18 protein-coding genes are annotated in these 17,957 nt (G+C 64.4%); 5 read left to right on the top strand and 13 right to left on the bottom strand.

From position 1 onward, the window contains the following. Positions 1–19: 19 nt before the first annotated feature. The 4 genes from msrA to H7993_RS05630 all read left to right on the top strand — a co-directional run bounded on the left by msrA (position 20) and on the right by H7993_RS05630 (position 6,635). Positions 20–526, top strand: a complete 507-nt coding sequence (msrA, locus tag H7993_RS05645; RefSeq protein WP_122478881.1) for a peptide-methionine (S)-S-oxide reductase MsrA — start codon at positions 20–22, stop codon at positions 524–526. A gap of 375 nt (positions 527–901) precedes the next feature. Next, positions 902–3,292 carry a TonB-dependent siderophore receptor gene (locus H7993_RS05640; protein ID WP_185793736.1) on the top strand — a complete coding sequence of 797 codons (2,391 nt, stop codon included), beginning with the start codon at positions 902–904 and terminating at the stop codon, positions 3,290–3,292. Between the two features lie 242 nt (positions 3,293–3,534). Continuing rightward, complete coding sequence (gene cobF / locus H7993_RS05635) at positions 3,535–4,290, top strand: precorrin-6A synthase (deacetylating) (protein ID WP_185793735.1); 756 nt, start codon at positions 3,535–3,537, stop codon at positions 4,288–4,290. A 284-nt stretch (positions 4,291–4,574) separates the two neighbouring features. Further along, complete coding sequence (locus H7993_RS05630; RefSeq protein WP_185793734.1) at positions 4,575–6,635, top strand: hybrid sensor histidine kinase/response regulator; 2,061 nt, start codon at positions 4,575–4,577, stop codon at positions 6,633–6,635. Between the two features lie 60 nt (positions 6,636–6,695). Here H7993_RS05630 and H7993_RS05625 read toward each other — a convergent pair whose 3' ends face one another. The 4 genes from H7993_RS05625 to H7993_RS05610 form a co-directional block, all read right to left on the bottom strand. After that, on the bottom strand, positions 6,696–6,839 hold the full coding sequence (locus H7993_RS05625) for a hypothetical protein (protein WP_163007599.1): 144 nt from the start codon (positions 6,837–6,839) through the stop codon (positions 6,696–6,698). A 169-nt stretch (positions 6,840–7,008) separates the two neighbouring features. Further along, positions 7,009–7,947, bottom strand: a complete 939-nt coding sequence (locus tag H7993_RS05620) for a class I SAM-dependent methyltransferase (protein WP_185793733.1) — start codon at positions 7,945–7,947, stop codon at positions 7,009–7,011. A 37-nt stretch (positions 7,948–7,984) separates the two neighbouring features. Beyond that, positions 7,985–8,872: a YghX family hydrolase gene (yghX, locus tag H7993_RS05615; RefSeq protein ID WP_185793732.1), complete on the bottom strand. Its 888-nt coding sequence runs from the start codon at positions 8,870–8,872 to the stop codon at positions 7,985–7,987. Positions 8,873–8,956: 84 nt separating this feature from the next. After that, the gene (locus H7993_RS05610) at positions 8,957–9,166 is read right to left on the bottom strand and encodes a DUF6434 domain-containing protein (RefSeq protein WP_122478872.1); all 210 of its coding nucleotides are present in this window, start codon (positions 9,164–9,166) and stop codon (positions 8,957–8,959) included. Between the two features lie 165 nt (positions 9,167–9,331). Between H7993_RS05610 and H7993_RS05605 the strand changes: the two genes are divergently transcribed. Then, entirely contained in the window at positions 9,332–9,988 is a 657-nt protein-coding gene (locus tag H7993_RS05605; protein WP_244646855.1) for an alpha/beta family hydrolase, read from the top strand. 57 nt (positions 9,989–10,045) lie between these two features. Here the strand turns inward: H7993_RS05605 and H7993_RS05600 are convergent, their stop codons facing one another. The 9 genes from H7993_RS05600 to H7993_RS05560 form a co-directional block, all read right to left on the bottom strand. Then, positions 10,046–11,611: a methyl-accepting chemotaxis protein gene (locus H7993_RS05600; RefSeq protein ID WP_185793730.1), complete on the bottom strand. Its 1,566-nt coding sequence runs from the start codon at positions 11,609–11,611 to the stop codon at positions 10,046–10,048. A 148-nt stretch (positions 11,612–11,759) separates the two neighbouring features. Then, positions 11,760–12,638 (bottom strand): metal ABC transporter substrate-binding protein, encoded by an 879-nt coding sequence (locus H7993_RS05595; RefSeq protein ID WP_185793729.1) that lies wholly within the window; start codon positions 12,636–12,638, stop codon positions 11,760–11,762. Beyond that, positions 12,639–13,538, bottom strand: coding sequence for a metal ABC transporter permease (locus H7993_RS05590; protein WP_122478864.1), 900 nt, complete (start codon positions 13,536–13,538; stop codon positions 12,639–12,641). Beyond that, positions 13,538–14,287 (bottom strand): metal ABC transporter ATP-binding protein, encoded by a 750-nt coding sequence (locus H7993_RS05585; RefSeq protein WP_185793728.1) that lies wholly within the window; start codon positions 14,285–14,287, stop codon positions 13,538–13,540. Before H7993_RS05585 ends, H7993_RS05590 begins: the two co-directional genes overlap by 1 nt. Then, a complete protein-coding gene (locus tag H7993_RS05580; protein WP_122712999.1) occupies positions 14,284–15,213 on the bottom strand; it encodes a metal ABC transporter substrate-binding protein in 930 nt (309 codons plus the stop codon). Before H7993_RS05580 ends, H7993_RS05585 begins: the two co-directional genes overlap by 4 nt. 26 nt (positions 15,214–15,239) lie before the next feature. Then, positions 15,240–15,803 carry a DUF6162 family protein gene (locus H7993_RS05575; RefSeq protein ID WP_185793727.1) on the bottom strand — a complete coding sequence of 188 codons (564 nt, stop codon included), beginning with the start codon at positions 15,801–15,803 and terminating at the stop codon, positions 15,240–15,242. Continuing rightward, a complete protein-coding gene (locus H7993_RS05570) occupies positions 15,800–16,135 on the bottom strand; it encodes a hypothetical protein (RefSeq protein ID WP_122478856.1) in 336 nt (111 codons plus the stop codon). Before H7993_RS05570 ends, H7993_RS05575 begins: the two co-directional genes overlap by 4 nt. Further along, positions 16,132–16,671, bottom strand: coding sequence for a thiamine pyrophosphate-binding protein (locus H7993_RS05565; protein ID WP_122478854.1), 540 nt, complete (start codon positions 16,669–16,671; stop codon positions 16,132–16,134). The genes H7993_RS05570 and H7993_RS05565 overlap by 4 nt, the downstream gene beginning before the upstream one ends. After that, positions 16,668–17,882 carry a PepSY-associated TM helix domain-containing protein gene (locus H7993_RS05560; protein ID WP_122478852.1) on the bottom strand — a complete coding sequence of 405 codons (1,215 nt, stop codon included), beginning with the start codon at positions 17,880–17,882 and terminating at the stop codon, positions 16,668–16,670. Before H7993_RS05560 ends, H7993_RS05565 begins: the two co-directional genes overlap by 4 nt. Positions 17,883–17,957: the final 75 nt, after the last annotated feature.

Here is a 17,957-nt window from a genome sequence, read left to right as displayed (position 1 = left end):
TTCAGCGAAGGTAATCGATATGACAGTCCAGACCGAAACCGCTCTGCTGGCGGGTGGCTGCTTCTGGGGCATGCAGGACCTGATCCGTCGTTATCCGGGCGTCCTGCAGACGCGGGTCGGGTACAGCGGCGGCGATGTCGCCAACGCCACCTACCGCAACCACGGCACCCACGCCGAAGCCATCGAGATCGTCTTCGATCCCAGCGTGATCGGCTATCGTCAGATCCTCGAGTTTTTCTTCCAGATTCACGATCCGTCCACGGCCAACCGCCAGGGCAACGATGTAGGCCTGAGCTACCGCTCGGCGATCTTCTACAACACCGAGGAGCAGAAACGCGTCGCACTGGAAACGATCGCCGACGTCGATGCCTCCGACCTGTGGCCCGGCAAGGTCGTCACCGAGCTTGCCCCTGCAGGTGATTTCTGGGAAGCCGAGCCCGAGCATCAGGATTACCTGGAGCGTATTCCCAACGGCTACACCTGCCATTTCGTACGTCCCGACTGGAAACTTCCCGCGCGCGGCTGATCCGGTTGCGCCAATAGCTAGACATATCCAGTAATAATTTCCCGGCGGTGGCGTTCATCACTGCCGGGACATCCATCCTGACGCCCCCTGCAACGACCCCTCTCCATCGTGCAGCCCGCACGCTCTGCGCTCTTCATACGCACTTATTCAGCCTGCGCGCTCGCTGGCAAAGACCAATGCTTCTGGTTGGCAGCCGCGAATGCTTGCCAAGTGCCATGAATTATCATTTACATTTTTTTGACATTTGCATAGCCTTGCGCCGCTTCCGCATTCAACGCGGTTTCGCACACAAGTTTGCGTGGCTTCCTACAGCCCGCATTCGAGTCTTCGCCCGGGGGGGGCAGACCGCCTTGTGTGGGTTCCTGAGGTCATGCCATGAATCATTTTCCGTTGCGCAGTGTTGCGCTGTGCATCTCTTTGTCCATTGCCGGCCTGGCGCAGGCAGCTCCGATTGCGCTGAATCTGCCCGCGCAACCCTTGGGCGAAGCGCTGAACCAGTTGGGTCAGGCCAGCGGCCTGCAAGTGGTGTTCGAACCAGCGGCGATTGCCGGCAAGACCGCACCTTCGGTCACCGGCCGGATGGAACCCGCATTGGCACTGCAGCGCCTGCTGGCGGGCAGCGGCCTGGTCGGTACGGTGCAGGGCGACGTGGTCAGCGTCACCGCCCCCGCTACAGCGTCCACTGGCGGCGCGGTGGTACTGGGCGCGACGGCCGTCTCGGCCGCCACCAGTTCCATAGCCGGCACGGCCACTACCGAACACTCCGGCTCCTACACCACCGGCAGCATGAGCACCTCGACCGGGCTGCCGCTGTCGATCCGCGAAACCCCGCAGTCGGTCAGCGTCATCACGCGCCAGCGCATGGACGACCAAGGCATGAACGACCTCAACGATGTGGTCAAGTACGCGCCCGGCATTACCTTGCGCAAGTTTGGCGGCGACCGCCAGGCGTTCCAGGCGCGCGGGTTCAACATCGACAACATCATGTACGACGGCCTGCCGACCAGCATCGGCCAGTTCACCCTAGACACCATCGCCGGTGCCGACCTGGCTTTGTACGACAGGGTTGAAGTGGTGCGCGGCGCCACCGGCTTGATGACCGGTGCCGGCAGCCCGTCGGCAACCCTGAACCTGGTGCGCAAGCGTCCTACCGCCACCCCTCAGGTCAGCATCACCACCAGCGCCGGTACCTGGGACCGCTACCGCACGCAAGTGGATGCGTCGAACCGGCTCAACGAGTCCGGCACCCTGCGTGGCCGGGTGGTGGCCGCCTACGAAGACGACAACAGCTACATCGACGAGCGTGAAAAGCAGCGCCAGACCTTCTACGGCGTATTCGAAGCGGACCTGAGCGAGGCGACTACCCTGACCCTCGGGGCTTCCAAGCAGCGCGATGATGCCACCTCGGACTGGGGCAGCCTGCCGTCCGGTCCGAATGGCGAAGACCTGCATCTGTCGCGTTCCACCTTCCTGAGCAATGACTGGGCCTACTGGGACCGGGACAACGTCAGCGTGTTCACCGACGTCACCCACCGCTTCGACAACGGCTGGACCGCCAAGGCTGCGGCCGCGAAGATATGGGCCGAGTCCAACACCTTTTCCAGCTATCTGACGGCGCCTCGCAATGGTGTGTACGGGCAGGCCACGGGCGCCTACGACACCACCGACGTGCAGACCAACGTGGATGCCTCCCTGGCCGGCCCGTTCCAGTTGTTCGGTCGCGAGCATCAGTTGACCCTCGGCGCGAGCCGTCGCCAGGAAAAGTTCGACCAGACCGGCGGCTACTGGAATGACTCCACGCCCATCGATATCTACAACTTCGATCCGGGTGTCATTGCCAAGCCTTCGCGTACTCGCAGCGACTATCGGCTCTACCAGAGCAAGAACACGGCGACCGAGAAGGGTGTCTACGCCGCCGCGCGTTTCAACCCGCTGGACCCGCTGCACATCATCGTTGGCAGCCGGGTCAGTTGGTATGACTACGACAACCGCTCGGGCACGGGTGATTACAAAGTGACCCAGGAAGTCACGCCCTACGCCGGCATCATCTATGACCTGAACGATACCTACTCGGTCTACGCCAGCTACACCGAAATCTTCAAGCCGCAGACGCAGCAGGATGTCGGCGGCACGGTGCTGGACCCGATGACCGGTGAAAGCTATGAGATCGGCATCAAGGGCGAGTACTTCGATGGCGGCCTGAATGCGTCCGTGGCCATGTTCGACATGACCCAGCAGAACCGCGCCTACGCCATTCCCGATCAACCGGCCAGCTGCCGGGCCACCAACCGCACCTGCTACGAGGCTGCGGGCGAGGTACGCAGCCGTGGCCTGGATACCGAAATCAGTGGCGCCTTCACGCCCAACTGGCAGTTCTCGGCCGCCTATACCCTGGTGCTCAGCCAGTACGTGAAAGACCGTACCTACGAGAAAGGCAATCTGTTCGCGCCCAACCAGCCCAAGCATCTGTTCAAGGCCGCAACCACTTACCAGTTCGAAGGTGCCTTGGACAGGCTGCGTATCGGTGCCGACGTGCTGGCGCAGAGCGCAACCTACGGCCGTGTCGGAACCGGTCATGCGGAGCAGGATTCCTACGCGGTACTGGGCTTGATGGCCGGCTATCGCTTCGACGAACACTGGGACGCCCGCGTCAACTTCAACAACGTGCTGGACGAGAAGTACTGGCAGGGTATTCCTACCGCGACCGGCAGTGGCACCTACGGCGACCCGCGCAACCTGATGTTCTCGCTGAAGTGGTCGCTGTGATCCAGTGACCGAGAGGGCGGGCGTGCAATGCGCCCGCCCGTCGATCATCACAGGCATTCGTAGCAGATGCCCATACGTGTCAAGGCCGAAAGGGCGTGGACAGCTGGAACTGTGCCAATTCGCGCAACCCTGTATTCACCTTGAAACGGACGCTGTAAGGTCTGGCATGGGCCAGTTGTGCAGAGGGGCCCCTATCGGCACGGCCATAGGCGCGTTGTGGTGAACTGTCCGGCGGAGCACTTTTGAAAACACTCCTCATCATCGGCATCGGCGCTGGTCATCCCGAGCACATCACGGTGCAGGCGGCGCGTGCCTTGGCGCGGGTCGATGTGTTCTTTCTGATGGACAAGGGCGATCACAAGGGCAAGCTCAATGCCCTGCGCAAAGAGATCCTCGAGCGTCATGCAACGCCTGGGGCGTATCGGGTGGTCGAGGTGCGGCAGCCCGAGCGTCCGGCCGGGCCGGACTATCGGACGTCGGTGAATACCCTGAATGCGCGCAAGCAGGCGGCCTTCGAGCGGCTGCTCGATGATGCAGTGGCGGACGGGGAGTGCGCGGGCGTTCTGGTGTGGGGCGATCCTTCGCTGTACGACAGCACGCTGCGCATTGTCGAGGCAATCGCTGCCAACAGCGCGCGAGCGGTGCACTATGAGGTGTTTCCCGGTGTGACCAGCATTCAGGCGCTAACCGCGGCGCACCGGATCACCCTCAACAGCATTGCCGGTGCCGTGCAGATCACTACGGGTCGACGCCTGTCGGCGGGCATGCCCGAGGGCGTCGACACGGTGGTGGTGATGCTCGATGCACAGGACAGCTTCAAGGCGCTGGTCGGCCAGAATCTGGATATCTATTGGGGGGCTTACGTCGGTACGGCCGATGAAGTGCTGCTGTCGGGAAGGCTGGACGACATGGCGCAGACCATTGCCGATGCGCGGCAGCAGGCGCGCAGCCAGCATGGCTGGATCATGGACAGTTATCTGCTCAGGCGGCGTGTCTGAAGTTGCGCGGGGTTGCCGGACGCGGCTCGCGCCGCTGCTACAGGGGCTGTCTGGTGTTTTGCGGGGTTGCCGGACGCGGCTCGCGCCGCTGCTACAGGGGCTGTCTGGTGCTTTGCGGGGTTGCCGGACGCGACTTGCGCCGCTGCTACAGGGGCTGTCTGGTGTTTTGCGGGGTTGCCGACGCGGCTTGTCGGTCTTGCGCGCGGATTTCGCGTTGCGCAGGCTTGTATTACCTAAACGCCAACGTCACCATCAGGGCACCCTGCGTTCCGCTGTGAGCCGATATGCCGACCCAGCCTCCCGAACATTTTCGCGCCCCCTCCGTACCTGAGGAGACACCCGCCCAGGATGCCGCCGAGCGCCTGCAGCTGGCTCTGGATACCGGGGCCATCGTCGGTACCTGGGTGTGGGATGTTGCGGCCGACCACTTCAGTGCCGACGAACGCTTCGCGCGCACCTTCGGTCTGTCCGGCAAGGTCTGTGCCCAGGGCCTGCCGCTGGAGCAAGCGATGGCCAGCGTCCATCCGCAGGATCGCCCGCGGGTCGAAGCAGCCGTGTTCGAGACCCTCGGCAACGGCGGTCACTATCGTTGCGAGTATCGCGTGCTGCAGAGCGACGGCAGCTATCGCTGGATCGAAGCCAACGGCCACGTCGAATTCGACGAGGCGGGGCGTCCGCAGCGTTTTCCCGGCGTGCTGCTGGACATCCAGCAACGCCGCAGCGCCGAGGCCGAGCGCGATCGCATGACCCACCTGCTGCGCACCTTCACCGCCGCGGTGCCCGGTGTGGTGTACGCCAAGGATCGCCAGGGCCGGATGCTGGTTGCCAATCGCGGCACCACCGAACTCATCGGCAAACCGCCCGAGCAGTACATCGGCCGCACCGATATGGAGTTCCTGGAAGACAAGGTCCAGGCTCGGGTGATCATGGAAACCGACCGACGCATCATGGAAGGTCGGCACACCCAGGAGGTGGAAGAGGAGGTGCGCCAGGCCGACGGCACCGCCGCGACCTGGCTGTCGCTGAAGACGCCTCTGCTCGACGAGGACGGCGAAGTCATTGGCCTGATCGGGTCCTCCATCGACGTCACCGCGCGCAAGAAAGCCGAGGCTGCTGTGCGCGAGCTCAATCAGACCCTGGAAGAGCGCGTGCGCATCGCCATTGCCGAGCGGGAAAAAGCCGAGGCAGCGTTGCACCAGGCGCAGAAGATGGAGGCCGTGGGCCAGCTTACCGGGGGTATCGCCCACGACTTCAACAACCTGCTGGCGGGCCTGTCCGGCAGCCTTGAATTGATGCACATGCGCTTGAAACAGGGCCGTACCGCTGACCTCGAACGCTATCTGGACGTCGCTCAGGGGGCGGTCAAGCGCGCCGCGTCACTGACTCATCGCCTGCTGGCGTTCTCCCGGCGGCAGACCCTGGCTCCGGTGCCCACCGACGTCAACGCGCTGATCCACGGCCTGGAAGAACTGGTGCGACGTTCGGTCGGACCCTCCATCGAACTGAGCGTGCGCCATACCCAGGGTCTGTGGACGGCGCTGATCGACCCGACCCAGCTGGAAAACGCCTTGCTCAACCTGTGTATCAATGCCCGCGATGCCATGCCCGGTGGTGGGCGGATCACCATCGAAACCGCCAATCAGTGGCTGCCTCACAGCGATGCATCCAATCACGAGGTACAGGCCGGCGAGTACCTGGTGGTTCACGTGACCGATAACGGTTCGGGGATGAGCGAGGAGGTCATGGCCAAGGTGTTCGAGCCGTTCTTCACCACCAAACCGGTGGGCGAGGGCACCGGCCTGGGTCTGTCGATGATCTACGGGTTTGCCAGGCAGTCCGGCGGACTGGTGAAGATCCAGTCACGGCCGGGGCTTGGCACGACGGTCAGCCTGTACCTGCCCAGGCATTGTGCCGGTATCGAGACAGAAGCGGTGGTGCCCAGCCAGGCGCCCATCGACCTCGGTGGCAGCGGCGAGACCGTGCTGGTGGTGGACGACGAAGCCTCGGTGCGCGGTTCCGTAGCCGAGCTGCTGGAAAGCCTGGGCTATGTGGTCCTGCAGGCCGGCGACAGCGCCCAGGGCCGAGACCTGCTGCAATCGGCTGCGCGCATCGACCTGCTGGTCACGGACGTGGGCTTGCCTGGCGGGCTCAATGGCCGGCAGATGGCCGAGCTGGGGCGCTCGGCCCGGCCAGGCTTGCCGGTGCTGTACATCACCGGCTACGCGCAGAACCTGGCGTTGGATCAGTGCCATCTGCAGCCTTGCACCGAGGTGCTGACCAAGCCGTTCGCCCTGGAGGCGCTGAGCGAGCGCGTGCGCACGCTGATCACGCAGCGCCAGCTTTGAAACCTGTTCTGCGGCCATGAAAAAGCCCCGCCATGGCGGGGCTGCTCACAACCAGCGGGCTCATCGAGTCAACCTGGCGTTCAGGATCGCGTCGCGCACCAGCGGGCGGCAGGCTTCGACGAAGGCGATCAACTGGCTGGCCGGGATTGTGCCCAATGCACTGACAGGGGTATGGCGGATGGTGTTATATTCCTGCGCTGACATGGCGGATACCTCTCAAGGGTTTCATTCGATGTGTCACCCGAGCCGCCGGGACTCTCACCTCCCGGTGGCTCTCCTTTACTTGGTTCGCCGGGCACGTGAAATTGTTCAATCTTTAAGATGGCCAGTCGCCGTACGGTATGTTAGGCCCTTCCCCTGCTCTATTCGGTAATCACTCCCGCGCGAACACCATGGCCTTGAGGCCGCTGGCTGGATCTATGTCGGCAAACTCCGGTGGGTTGTCCAGGCGCCGCTGCAGGCGCAGCTGCGGTGCTTCGCGGCGCAGCTCGTCGACGAGAAATTCGGGGCCCAGCGCCGGGTCGTTCATGCACGCCAGCACCACGCCCGATTCGCTGAGCAGTTCCGGCAGGCGGCGCAGTACCCGCTGGTAATCCTTGGTCAGCAGGAAGCTGCCTTTCTGGAACGACGGCGGGTCAATGATCACCATGTCGTAAGGGCCGTCCTTGCCGACCCGGCCCCAGGACTTGAACAGATCGTGGCCGAGAAAGCTGACCTTGCCCAGGTCGTGGCCATTGAGGTGGTGGTTCTCGCGTCCCCGGGTAAGGGCGGCGCGAGACATGTCGAGGTTGATCACATGGGCTGCGCCGCCAGCTATGGCGGCCACCGAGAAACCGCAGGTGTAGGCGAACAGGTTGAGCACACGTCGACCCTGGGCGTTTTCGCGTACCCAGTCGCGACCGTGGCGCATGTCGAGAAACAAGCCGTTGTTCTGTTTACGCCCCAGGTCGATGCGGTACTGCAGGCCGTTCTCGACCAGGATCACCTGCTCTTGCGCTTCTCCGATCAGCCAGTGCACATCGCTGCCGGGCAGATAGCGGTGCTGCAGGGCCAGACCGCGCGCACCGCTGGCGGCCCACGCCGGTTGCTGCGCCAGTCGGGCCAGCAGCTGTTGCAAGCCTGCCAGCTGTTCGGCAAGCGGCTCCTTGAACAGCGACACCAGCACGATGCCCTGCAGCCAGTCCACGGTCAGTTGCTCCAGCCCCGGCCAGCGCCGACCGCGGCCGTGAAGCAACCGGCGAGTTTCCAGCGGCGGCTGGGCGAGGGCTTGCAGCAGGTGTTTGTGCAAGGTGGCGAGAGCGTCGGCGTTCATGGCAAGGATCACGGCTTCGAAGGGCAGGCATTCTACGTCAGCTCAGGTATTTTTCGAACCAGCCCAGCGTGCGCTCCCAGGCCAGGTCGGCGGCAGCCTTGTCATAGCGTGGGGTCGAATCGTTGTGGAAGCCATGGTTGGCGCCGGGATAGATGTACGCCTCGTAGGTTTTGCCTGCCGCCTTGAGCGCTGCCTCGTACGCGGGCCATCCTTCGTTGATGCGCGTATCCAGTTCGCCGAAATGCAGCAGCAGCGGCGCCTTGATCTTCGCTACATCCTTGGCATCGGCCTGACGGCCATAGAACGGCACCGCGCACGCCAACTCGGGATAGGCCACCGCCGCCGCATTGGACACACCGCCGCCATAGCAGAAGCCAGTCATGCCGACCTTGCCGGTGGCACCCTCGTGCGCCATCAGCCAGGGGATCGCAGCGAAGAAATCATTCATCAGTTTGGTCGGGTCGACCTTCTCCTGCAGCGCCCGACCCTTGTCGTCGTTGCCCGGATAGCCGCCGACCGAGGTCAGGCCATCCGGGGCCAGGGCCATGTAGCCGGCCTTGGCGACCCGCCGTGCGACGTCTTCGATATAGGGGTTGAGCCCGCGGTTCTCATGCACCACCACCACGCCTGGCACCTTGCCGGTGGCCTGGGCCGGCCGCACCAGGTAGCCACGCACCTGGCCATGGCCACTGGGCGAGGGGTAGGTGACGTATTCGGCCACGATCTGTGGGTCGGTGAATTCCACCTGCTGGGCCAATGCATAGTTCGGGCTCAGGCTGGCCAGCAAGGCGCCTGCCGTCAGCCCCCCAAAGGTGAACAACGCCGCGCGGTCGAGGAACTCGCGGCGGTTGATCTTGCCATGGGCATAGAAGTCGTACAGTTCCAGCAACTCGGGGGAAAAATCCTTGGCACTGAGGCGATCCATCGGGCACTCCTATCGGAAGACACCAAGCGGTGAGGGTTGCACTCATTAAAGCAGCGTTTCGCACCCTGGCCAGCGCTTCGCGCGTCAGCGGCGATGCAGCAGGTTCCAGTGGTCCGCGACCTGGCCCATGGTCTTGGCTTCGCCACTTTTGAGCCAGGCCATGAAGGGGCGGTCGAAATGAAAGTTCGGGCCGCATGCCTCGGTCAGGAAACGCCGCACGTTCTGAGTGTTGCGATAGCCTCTGTCCAGGGGGGTGTAACGGGTGATGGGAGCACTGTGCCAGTCGAAGTTCATGAATCGCTATCCTTCGCGAAAAGATCATTGAGTATAGGGGAGGGGGCGAGCCGCGCCTGCACGCTGACGTCGTGCACGCCATCATGCACAGGGCACTTTTCCTGTGCCGCGTTTTGCCTCAGAGTCTGTGAATCGCCAATAGTGCCAAACGTCGACGGAAGGATGATGAGCGAAGATCAGTGGAGCCAACGCATGCAAGACAACGGCTGGCTGTGGAACCCTGCCCAGACTGGCGCGCAGGCGCCGTGCCTGATCCTCGCGCACGGTGCCGGCGCGCCGATGGACAGTGCCTTCATGAACAGCATGGCCGAGCGCCTGGCCGCTGGCGGGGTCAGCGTGGTGCGCTTCGAGTTTCCCTACATGGCCCAGCGCCGCAGCGGCGGCAGCAAGCGTCCGCCCAGTCCGCAGGCAAGCCTGCTGGAAAGCTGGCGACAGGCCTATGCCCTGGTGCGACCGCTGGTGACGGGAACCCTGGCCGTGGGGGGCAAATCCATGGGCGGACGGATGGCCAGCCTGCTGGCGGACGAACTGGGTGCCGATGCACTGGTGTGCCTGGGGTATCCCTTCTACGCGGCGGGCAAGCCGGAAAAGCCGCGAGTCGAACACCTGGCCGACCTGAGCACGCCAACCCTGATCATCCAGGGCGAGCGCGATGCGTTGGGCAACTGCGAGACAGTGGCAGGCTATGAGTTGTCGGAGCAAGTCGAGCTGTACTGGCTCAGCGCCGCCGATCATGACCTCAAACCCTTGAAGTCATCCGGGTTCAGCCACGACCAGCATCTGCAGACCGCCGCCGACCGGATCGTGGCCTTCCTGTCCTGACTCGCGTAGCCGACACGTGGCCTGCCATGCAGGCTGCGATGCGAGGGCAGGGGGCAGTCAGCGGTTGAAACGCTCCACCAGCGAATACTGGCTGTTGGCGGTCTTGGTCAGCTCTTCGCTGAGCAGTGCCGAGTTCTGCGCCTGTTCGCTGGTTTCATCGGCCAGGTGCGAGATGGTGGTGATGTTGCGGCTGATCTCCTCGGCCACTGCACTCTGCTCTTCGGTGGCTGCGGCGATCTGCGTGGTCATGTCGGTGATGTTGGCGACCGCTTCGCTGATGCCGATCAACGCCTGGTCGGCTTCCAGCACGCGAGCCACGCCTTCCTCGGCCTGACGGTGACCGGCATCCATGGTCTGCACGGCATTGTTGGCGGTCTGCTGCAGCTTGGCGATGAGCCCATGGATCTGCCCGGTCGACTCGCTGGTGCGTTGTGCCAGCTGACGCACCTCGTCGGCGACCACGGCGAAGCCGCGGCCCATTTCGCCGGCGCGTGCCGCTTCGATGGCTGCGTTGAGCGCCAGCAGGTTGGTCTGGTCGGCGATACCTTTGATCACATCCACCACGCCGCCGATCTCATCGCTGTCCTTGGCCAGCTGGGTCACGGTCTGCCCGGTTTCCCCGACGACCACCGACAAGCGCTGGATCGCCTCGCGGGTTTCGCCGGCGATGTCGCGCCCGCGGCTGGTCAGGCGGTTGGCCTCCTGGGTGGCGTCGGCAGTGCGCTGCACATGGCTGGCCACTTCCTGGGTAGTGGCCGCCATCTGGTTCACCGCAGCGGCTACCTGCTCGGTTTCCAGGCGCTGACGGTCCAGGCCCTGGGAGCTCTGGTGTGCAAGAGCGTCGGATTGCCGGGCTTGACCGGTCAGGTGCTCGGCGGTGTCCTGCAAACGGGTCAGGCAGGTCTTCAAGCGCGCTTCCTGGCTCAGAATGGCCATTTCCAGGCGCGCCTGGGCGCCCCGGCTGTCGGTGTACATTTGCGCGATGAGCGGATCCGAGGTGGTCTGGTCCGCCAGCTTGAGCAGGCGCTTGATACCCCGCTGCTGCCAGCTCAGGCCCATCAGGCCCAGTGGCAGCGACAGCCCGGCGGCCAGGGCGAACCCCCACGAGGTATCCAGCCAGGTGCCGATCATGAAACCGACCTGGCTGACCAGAATGAACGGCACCCAGTTCTGCAGCACCGGCATCCAGCGATCGCGGCCGGGTACCGCCGACCTGCCGTTGTTCAAGCGTTCGTAGAGCGACTGGGCACGGCGGATCTGCTCGGCCGTCGGCTTGATCCGTACCGATTCGTAACCCACCACCTGCTTGTTTTCAAGTACCGGAGTGACGTAGGCGTTGACCCAGTAGTAGTCGCCGTTCTCGCAACGGTTCTTGATGATGCCCATCCATGGCAGGCCCTGGCGCAGCGTCGCCCACATGTGCTCGAACACCGCCGAAGGCACGTCCGGGTGGCGCACGGTGTTGTGCGGCGCGCGAATCAGCTGCTCGCGGGTGAACCCGCTGATCTCCACGAAAGCATCATTGCAGTAGGTGATCATTCCTTGGGTGTCGGTCGTGGAAATCAGGCGCTGCTGGGCAGGGAAGGTCCGTTCGCGCTGGGTGATAGGCTGATTGTTACGCATGAGTGTCCATTCATTCCGTGGGGCTTTGACAGGTTCTCGGCCAGCTCGGGAAAAGATTGAATGGGATATCGGCGAAGGGCGGTGGGAGGGCTTCAAAGTCATTGCCGAGCAGGCCCGGGAACCGCAGCCTGCTTACGGCAGGGTAGGGTCAAAGGGCCTGGATGACGGCGCTCATGTGAGCCTGCAGGTCGGCGATCGGGTCGTCGCTTTCCTCGGCCAGCACCAGCAGCTTGCTGCCTGCGGCAGTGATCACCGCCTTGACCGCTTCGGGCGGTTGGCGATGGTCGATGACCAGGGCAACGTCGTTGTCCTTGAGCGTCATGCTCAGGTTTTCCAGCTGCGCGGTGTCCCACTGTTCGTCGTTGAGCACCTGGGTGGCCACCGTGTCCAGATTGAGACCGGCTGCAAGGTAGGCGAAGCGGTCGCTGAGGCTGACCACACTGACATTGTCCGCCTTTGCCAGGCGTGCCTCGCTGTCGGCGCTGAGCTTGAGCAGTTGCTGCTTGAGTGCGGCCAGGTTGGCGTCGATCCGCGGTTTGGCGGCCGGAGCCAGGCGTACCAGGTCGGCAGCCATGACGTCGGCCATGCGCCCCATGTTGTTGCTCGACAGCCACGGCTGGCTGTTCAGTCCGCTCACGCCCGGCTGTACCGCGATACCGGGCAGTACCCCGTCGACCGGGCGCGCAGCGTCGATCTCGACGATGCGAATGTTGCTGCGACGCGCCAGCGGGTACAGGGAATCGTCAGGCCATAGCGAACGCAGCCCGATCACCGCGTCGGCAGCGCCGGCCAGTCCGGCCAGGGCTTCTGCGCCGCGGCCGGTGAAATAGGCATTCTGTCGAGAGCCGGGCAGGTTGGCAGCGGCCGCACGTTGCAGTTGCACGCCGCTGTCCTTGAGCAGCAGTTGGCCCAGGCCGTAGGTGATCGGCAGGCTGGCGAGGACTTTCACCGGCTCTGCCGCCTGGATCGCAGGGGCGAGCGCCGCACACAGGGCCAGGGCGACTGTCAGTTTGCGCAGAGTAGACATTTATCCGATGTTCCCTTTGAGGCTGGGCAAGGTGCCGCGGGCGATGGCGGCGAGAGCGAAGGCCAGGCCTGCGACCAGGATGATGGCCGCCCCGGAAGGCACCGGCAGATCGAAGAGGATCGGCAGCAGGATCCCGCACAGGGTGCTCACCGTGGCAATGATCACCGAGATCCAGAAGAAGCCCTTGAGCGACTGGCTCAGCAGCCGTGCCGCCGCTGCCGGAATCACCAGCAGCGCACCGACCAGGATCGCGCCGATGACCTTCACCGCTGCCACGGTGATCAGCGTCACCAGAATCACGAACAGGTAATCCAGGGCTTTCACCGCCACCCCGCGCACCGCGGCCAGCTGCGGATTGAAGCTGGCCAGCATGATGCGGTTGTACAGCGGCAGGCTCAGGCTAAGGACCAGGGTACCAACCACGGCCAGTACCAGCAGATCGTTGCCGTTGACTGTCAGTACCGAGCCAAACAGCACGTTCTCGAGGATGTGCACGTTGATCTTGCCGGCCAGGGTCAACAGCAGGCTGGCACCCAAGGCCAGCGAGACCGACAGAAACACGCCGATCAGCGTGTCCGGCGCCAGGCCGGTGCGGTTGCGCAGGTAATTGAGCACGATGCCAAACAACAGGCAGTAGCCGAACAGGCTGCCGTAGGGGCCCGTGTAGGGTTCGCCGAGCAGGATGCCGATGGCCACGCCGGTGAGCGCGGCATGCCCGACCGCTTCGGAAAAGAACGCAAAGCGCTTGACCACCACCAGCGTTCCCAGGCCGCCCAGTACCGGGCCGATCAGCAACCCGGCGATCAAGGCGTTGACCACGAAACCATAGGCCAGTGCAGCGGGCAGGTAGCCGTCCGAGGCAAGGCCCTGGATGGCCAGGCGAAACTGTTCGTAGTCCATCAGGCGAGGCCCCCGGCGCGTGGATGGGTGGAGAACAGCGTCAACAGCCGGTCTGGCGTCAGTGCGTCCGCCGGCCTGGCGTCGAACAGCACGCGTCGGTTGAGCCCGGTAACGTGGTCGGCCAGACGCTTGACCGCTTCCAGGTCGTGCTCGATCCACATGACCGTGATGCCGGCTTGCTGCCAGTCCAGCAGCAGGCGCTCGAACACCTGGATGCCGGCTTCGTCGAGCGCCGACATGGGCTCGTCGAGGATCAGCAGCTGCGGCGCCGGGATCAGGCCCTGCGCCAACAGCACGCGCTGGCGTTCGCCGCCCGACAACGCGCCCATGCGGCGCTTGCGCTTGTCCTGCATGCCGACCCGCTCCAGGGCCTCGCCAATGGCGCCGGCATAGTGTTTCGACAGGCCGAGAAAGGCAGGCCGACGCTGGCACATGGCGGCCATGAAATCGTCGACCGTCATCGGCAGGCCACGGTCGAATTCCAGTGCCTGCGGTACATAGCCGATCACCCCGGGGCTGCCCGGCCACTGCAGGCTCAACTGGCCACGATGGGGCATCTGCCCCAGCAGGGTCTTGATCAACGAGCTCTTGCCACCGCCGTTGGGTCCGACCAGCGCGTGCACGCTGCCGCTGGCCACGCGAAAGGAGACCTGGTCGAGAATCAGCGTGCGGCCCAGCACCAGGCCCACTTCGGCGAACTCGATGGCGGGGCCGCTGCGGGCGAGGGCGAGGGGTTCGGCGGCCGTCATGCGCCGGCCTCCTGGATGGCCCGGACCACGGTGTCGAGGTTGCCGCCCATTTCCTTCTCGTACTTGTCGGCGCTGTACTCGCCATAGGAGATGTGCGAGAGGGGGTACATCTTCACTCCCGACTCGCGCTGGATGGTTTCCACATAGGTCGAAGGGAAATCCATTTCCGAGAAGATCACCTTGACGTCCAGTTCACGCAGCTGGTCGATGGTCTTCTTCAGCTGGCTGGGGCTGGGCTCGATGCCGTGCGCCGGCTCGACCACGGCGGTCACTTCCAGGCCGAACTCGCGCAGCAGGTAGTCGTAGGCCGCGTGTACCGTGGCCACCCGCAGCTCGGCGTTGGGCGCCTGGGTCAGCTTGGCCAGGGCGTCGGCGCGCAGCGTGCGCAGGCGCTTGCCGTAGGCCCGGGCATTGGCGGTGTAGAACTTGGCGTTGTCCGGGTCGAGCTTGCCCAGTTCGCGGGCGATGTTGTTGACCTGGGCGATAGAGGCACTGATGGACAGGAACGTGTGCGGATTGACCACTTTGCCGGCGCCACGCGCCATCGTCCCGGTGGCCGCCAGCAGGGGCACGTCGGCATTGGCCTCGATCACGTGGATATCGGGTTTCTCGCTGGCTTCGATCATGCGGTCGGCAAAATCGTCATGGCCGACGCCATTGAGCACGATCACGTCCAGGCTGCCGATGCGCTTGATGTCGTCGGCGCGTGGCTCGTAGGCATGGGGGTTGAACCCGGCCGGGATCAACGGCACCACTTCGGCCTTGTCGCCGACGATGTTCGCCACATAGCTGTAGTAGGGGTGCAATGTGATGCCGATACGCAGCGGCTTGCCGTCGGCGGCCCAGGCGGTGCTGGTGAACAGGGTGCCCAGCACGGCAACGGACAGGAGTCGCAGCAACGGACGGCGGGCGATAGATCTGGGCATGAAGAATCCTGGTGAAGAGGGCGTATTCAATGGCGATGCTGGCGGGTGACACCGGTGTCGAACTGGGCGATGACCTGCTGCCAGCCGCTGTCGGCAAGCGACGTGTCGTCCAGCAGCGCCGGTGCACTGGCGGAGGGTGCGCGGTTGAGCCAGACATCGGCGTCCGCGCCGTTCATGCGCAGCAGGAACGAGCCCGCCACCTCTGGCGCCTGGCTCAGGCCCACGTAGGCGCCCTGGACCATCTGCCAGGCGTGGCTGCCGCGGCTGACCGAGCTGGCGTCCTGGGCGAAGGGTGGGAAGCCCTCGCGGGCCAGTTGCTCGGGCGTGACCGGATCGGGCTGTTCCTCGGCCAGCAGGCGGACCTCGTCGAGGGTCACTCGCAGGTCGGCGTAGATGCCCTGTTCGGCGGCGCTCAGGTCGCGTCGGGCGTCGAGCTGGTGGGACGGTACCGCGACGGCTTCGTGGCTGACCCCGTGCCAGGACACGACGCCGGCAGCCGCCAGCAGGATGAACAGGCACAGCAGGCCGACGTACAGGGTTTCATGGCCCGCACCGGCCGGGCGCACGATGTGCGTGACGGGCGTGCTCATGGTGCCTCGATGTCGGCTTGGTCGATTTCGACGACGTGGCCGGGGCCGGCATCGAACAGCACATAGAACTCGGCATCCGGACGCTTGAAGGTCACGGTCGAATCGCTGCCCAGCTTGCCGGGTACCAGGATGCTTTCGTCATAGCCGACCACGTCCAGGGTCACCCCCGGCGCGCCGCTGCCGTCGGAAAATCCGCCGGTGCAGCGGATCTGCTGGTCGTCGATCTGCTTGCATTCGCACATCGGGTTGTGCGCCAGGGCCACGCCGCTGCAGGCGGCAGCGAGCAGCCCCAGTGCCAGGGCGGGCCAGCGGATGAATGAAACGCGGGTCATGGTCGGGTTCCTTGACGGTTCAGCCAGGCCACCGTCGCGGGTGATGCCTGGCTCAATGGAATGGAGGTCTGGTGCATCGAGCCGTCCCAGCCTTCCATGGTGATCCACAGCTGAGCATCGGCTTGGGTTTTGGCCGGCACTGGCAACCCGGCGAACATGCGGTAGCCACTGCCGAAGAAGATCACGCCTGCAGCCCTCAGGCTGCGTGGCTTGCCGATGCGCAGGTAGGTGGCCTTGACCTGGTCGATGCAGGTCTTGCACAGGGCCGCGTTGAAGTACTTGATGTCCTGGCCGCTTTCGGCGGTCGGGCCTTCGATGCGGCGTTCGGCCAAGGTCAGGCTCCACGGCCCGACGGCGATGTCGCCTACTGTCCGCTCGCCCAGGCCGCTGTCGCCGCGATCCATGGCGTTCTCGGCGAAATAGTGCGGCATGAAGCTCAGCGGGATGAACACCAGCAGCACGTTGATATGGAACCGCCACTTGCGCCAGAAACGCGACAGGGGCGAAGGCGTGGGGGCACTGAGGACTCGGCTCACAGGCTGCGCTCCGCGGTCTTGTGGGCAATCGGGTGCAGGCTGCCGGTGGCCGTCTGCGCAGTTTCGTGGCGGGCGTCGCGCTTGAACGCCTGGGCCGTGGCCAGGGCAGTGCGCTTGCTCCAGATCATCAAGCCGCTGAGCACCATCATGCTCAGCAGCAGGCCGAAGAAAGCCCAGATCAGCTTGATCCACAGCCCGCCAAAGTCACCGGTGTGCAGCGGGCGCATGGACTCGGTAACGAACTCCAGTGCATTGCGGTCGCCCAGCAGGTGCGAGCTGATCAGCTGCCCGGTGTAGGGGTTGATGCTGGCGGTCTGGAACATCAGCGGGTACCAGCTGCGGCCACCCACTTCCATCGGGCTGTAGGCGTTGAGCGGCAGCGACACGTAGCTGGCATCGAGGCCCGGCACTTGCTGCTTGACCACGGCAATGGCCTGCTCGACCGGGATCATCGGTGCCGGCGTGCCGTCGGCCACCAGCGGCACGTCGGCCCGGGCAATCACCGAGGTGACCGGCGAGTAGCTGGAGATGCTGATCTGGTTGTCGTAGAGGATGGCGCGAATCAGGAACCACACGCCGGTAATGGCGATGACCGCGATGAACCAGATCGACCAGATACCGCTGAGGCGGTGGAAGTCACCCCAGAACACCCGTGCGCCCTGGTTCAGGCGCAAGGTGGGCTTGAGAAAGCCCTTCCAGAACTTCTTGTAGACCACCAGGCCGGTGATCAAGGACACCAGCAGCGGCAGGCCGAGGAACGACACCAGGTACCAGCCCCAGGAGAAACCGTTGGTGAAGGGCACCAGCCACCAGCCGTGCAGGGCGCGGGTGAAGGCCGGGAAGTCGAACGCCGGACTGACGCCTTGCAGCACGCCGGTATAGGGGTTCACATAGACCGTTGGCGAGCGGCCGTCCGGGTAGGTGACACTGGCGTTGACGGCGAAGTAGTCGCCGTCGGGGTGAATGAGATTGCTGACTCGCAGCTCGGGATGATCGCGTTCGATGGCGGCCATCAGTTGGTCGTAGTTCAACGGCTGGGCGTCGTCGGACGGTTTGTTGGCACGCATTTCCGGATTGATCAGCCACATGATCTCAGTGCTCACCACGGCCAGGGTGCCGGTCACACATACGATCAGCACGAAAAACCAGATCGGCAGGGCCAACCAGCTGTGCACCAGGAACCAGATTTTCGAGCGGGATTTCTTGGACATGGGAAAACGTTCTCGATTCACGAAGCCGGTCGCCTGAGGGCAGGTTCCGGATCCAGCGAACAGGTGGCCATGGAT

The sequence above is a fragment of the Pseudomonas baltica genome (assembly GCF_014235765.1).
GTDB lineage: Bacteria > Pseudomonadota > Gammaproteobacteria > Pseudomonadales > Pseudomonadaceae > Aquipseudomonas > Aquipseudomonas baltica.
Note: the sequence above shows the minus strand (reverse complement) of the source record. Positions and strands in the feature narration are given on the sequence as shown.

Coding starts and splice junctions, on each gene's coding strand:
- msrA (WP_122478881.1), top strand. CDS start 20: ATGACAGTCCAGACCGAAACCGCTCTGCTGGCGGGTGGCTGCTTCTGG.
- H7993_RS05640 (WP_185793736.1), top strand. CDS start 902: ATGAATCATTTTCCGTTGCGCAGTGTTGCGCTGTGCATCTCTTTGTCC.
- H7993_RS05630 (WP_185793734.1), top strand. CDS start 4,575: ATGCCGACCCAGCCTCCCGAACATTTTCGCGCCCCCTCCGTACCTGAG.
- H7993_RS05625 (WP_163007599.1), bottom strand. CDS start 6,839: ATGTCAGCGCAGGAATATAACACCATCCGCCATACCCCTGTCAGTGCA.
- H7993_RS05620 (WP_185793733.1), bottom strand. CDS start 7,947: ATGAACGCCGACGCTCTCGCCACCTTGCACAAACACCTGCTGCAAGCC.
- yghX (WP_185793732.1), bottom strand. CDS start 8,872: ATGGATCGCCTCAGTGCCAAGGATTTTTCCCCCGAGTTGCTGGAACTG.
- H7993_RS05610 (WP_122478872.1), bottom strand. CDS start 9,166: ATGAACTTCGACTGGCACAGTGCTCCCATCACCCGTTACACCCCCCTG.
- H7993_RS05605 (WP_244646855.1), top strand. CDS start 9,332: ATGAGCGAAGATCAGTGGAGCCAACGCATGCAAGACAACGGCTGGCTG.
- H7993_RS05600 (WP_185793730.1), bottom strand. CDS start 11,611: ATGCGTAACAATCAGCCTATCACCCAGCGCGAACGGACCTTCCCTGCC.
- H7993_RS05595 (WP_185793729.1), bottom strand. CDS start 12,638: ATGTCTACTCTGCGCAAACTGACAGTCGCCCTGGCCCTGTGTGCGGCG.
- H7993_RS05590 (WP_122478864.1), bottom strand. CDS start 13,538: ATGGACTACGAACAGTTTCGCCTGGCCATCCAGGGCCTTGCCTCGGAC.
- H7993_RS05585 (WP_185793728.1), bottom strand. CDS start 14,287: ATGACGGCCGCCGAACCCCTCGCCCTCGCCCGCAGCGGCCCCGCCATC.
- H7993_RS05580 (WP_122712999.1), bottom strand. CDS start 15,213: ATGCCCAGATCTATCGCCCGCCGTCCGTTGCTGCGACTCCTGTCCGTT.
- H7993_RS05575 (WP_185793727.1), bottom strand. CDS start 15,803: ATGAGCACGCCCGTCACGCACATCGTGCGCCCGGCCGGTGCGGGCCAT.
- H7993_RS05570 (WP_122478856.1), bottom strand. CDS start 16,135: ATGACCCGCGTTTCATTCATCCGCTGGCCCGCCCTGGCACTGGGGCTG.
- H7993_RS05560 (WP_122478852.1), bottom strand. CDS start 17,882: ATGTCCAAGAAATCCCGCTCGAAAATCTGGTTCCTGGTGCACAGCTGG.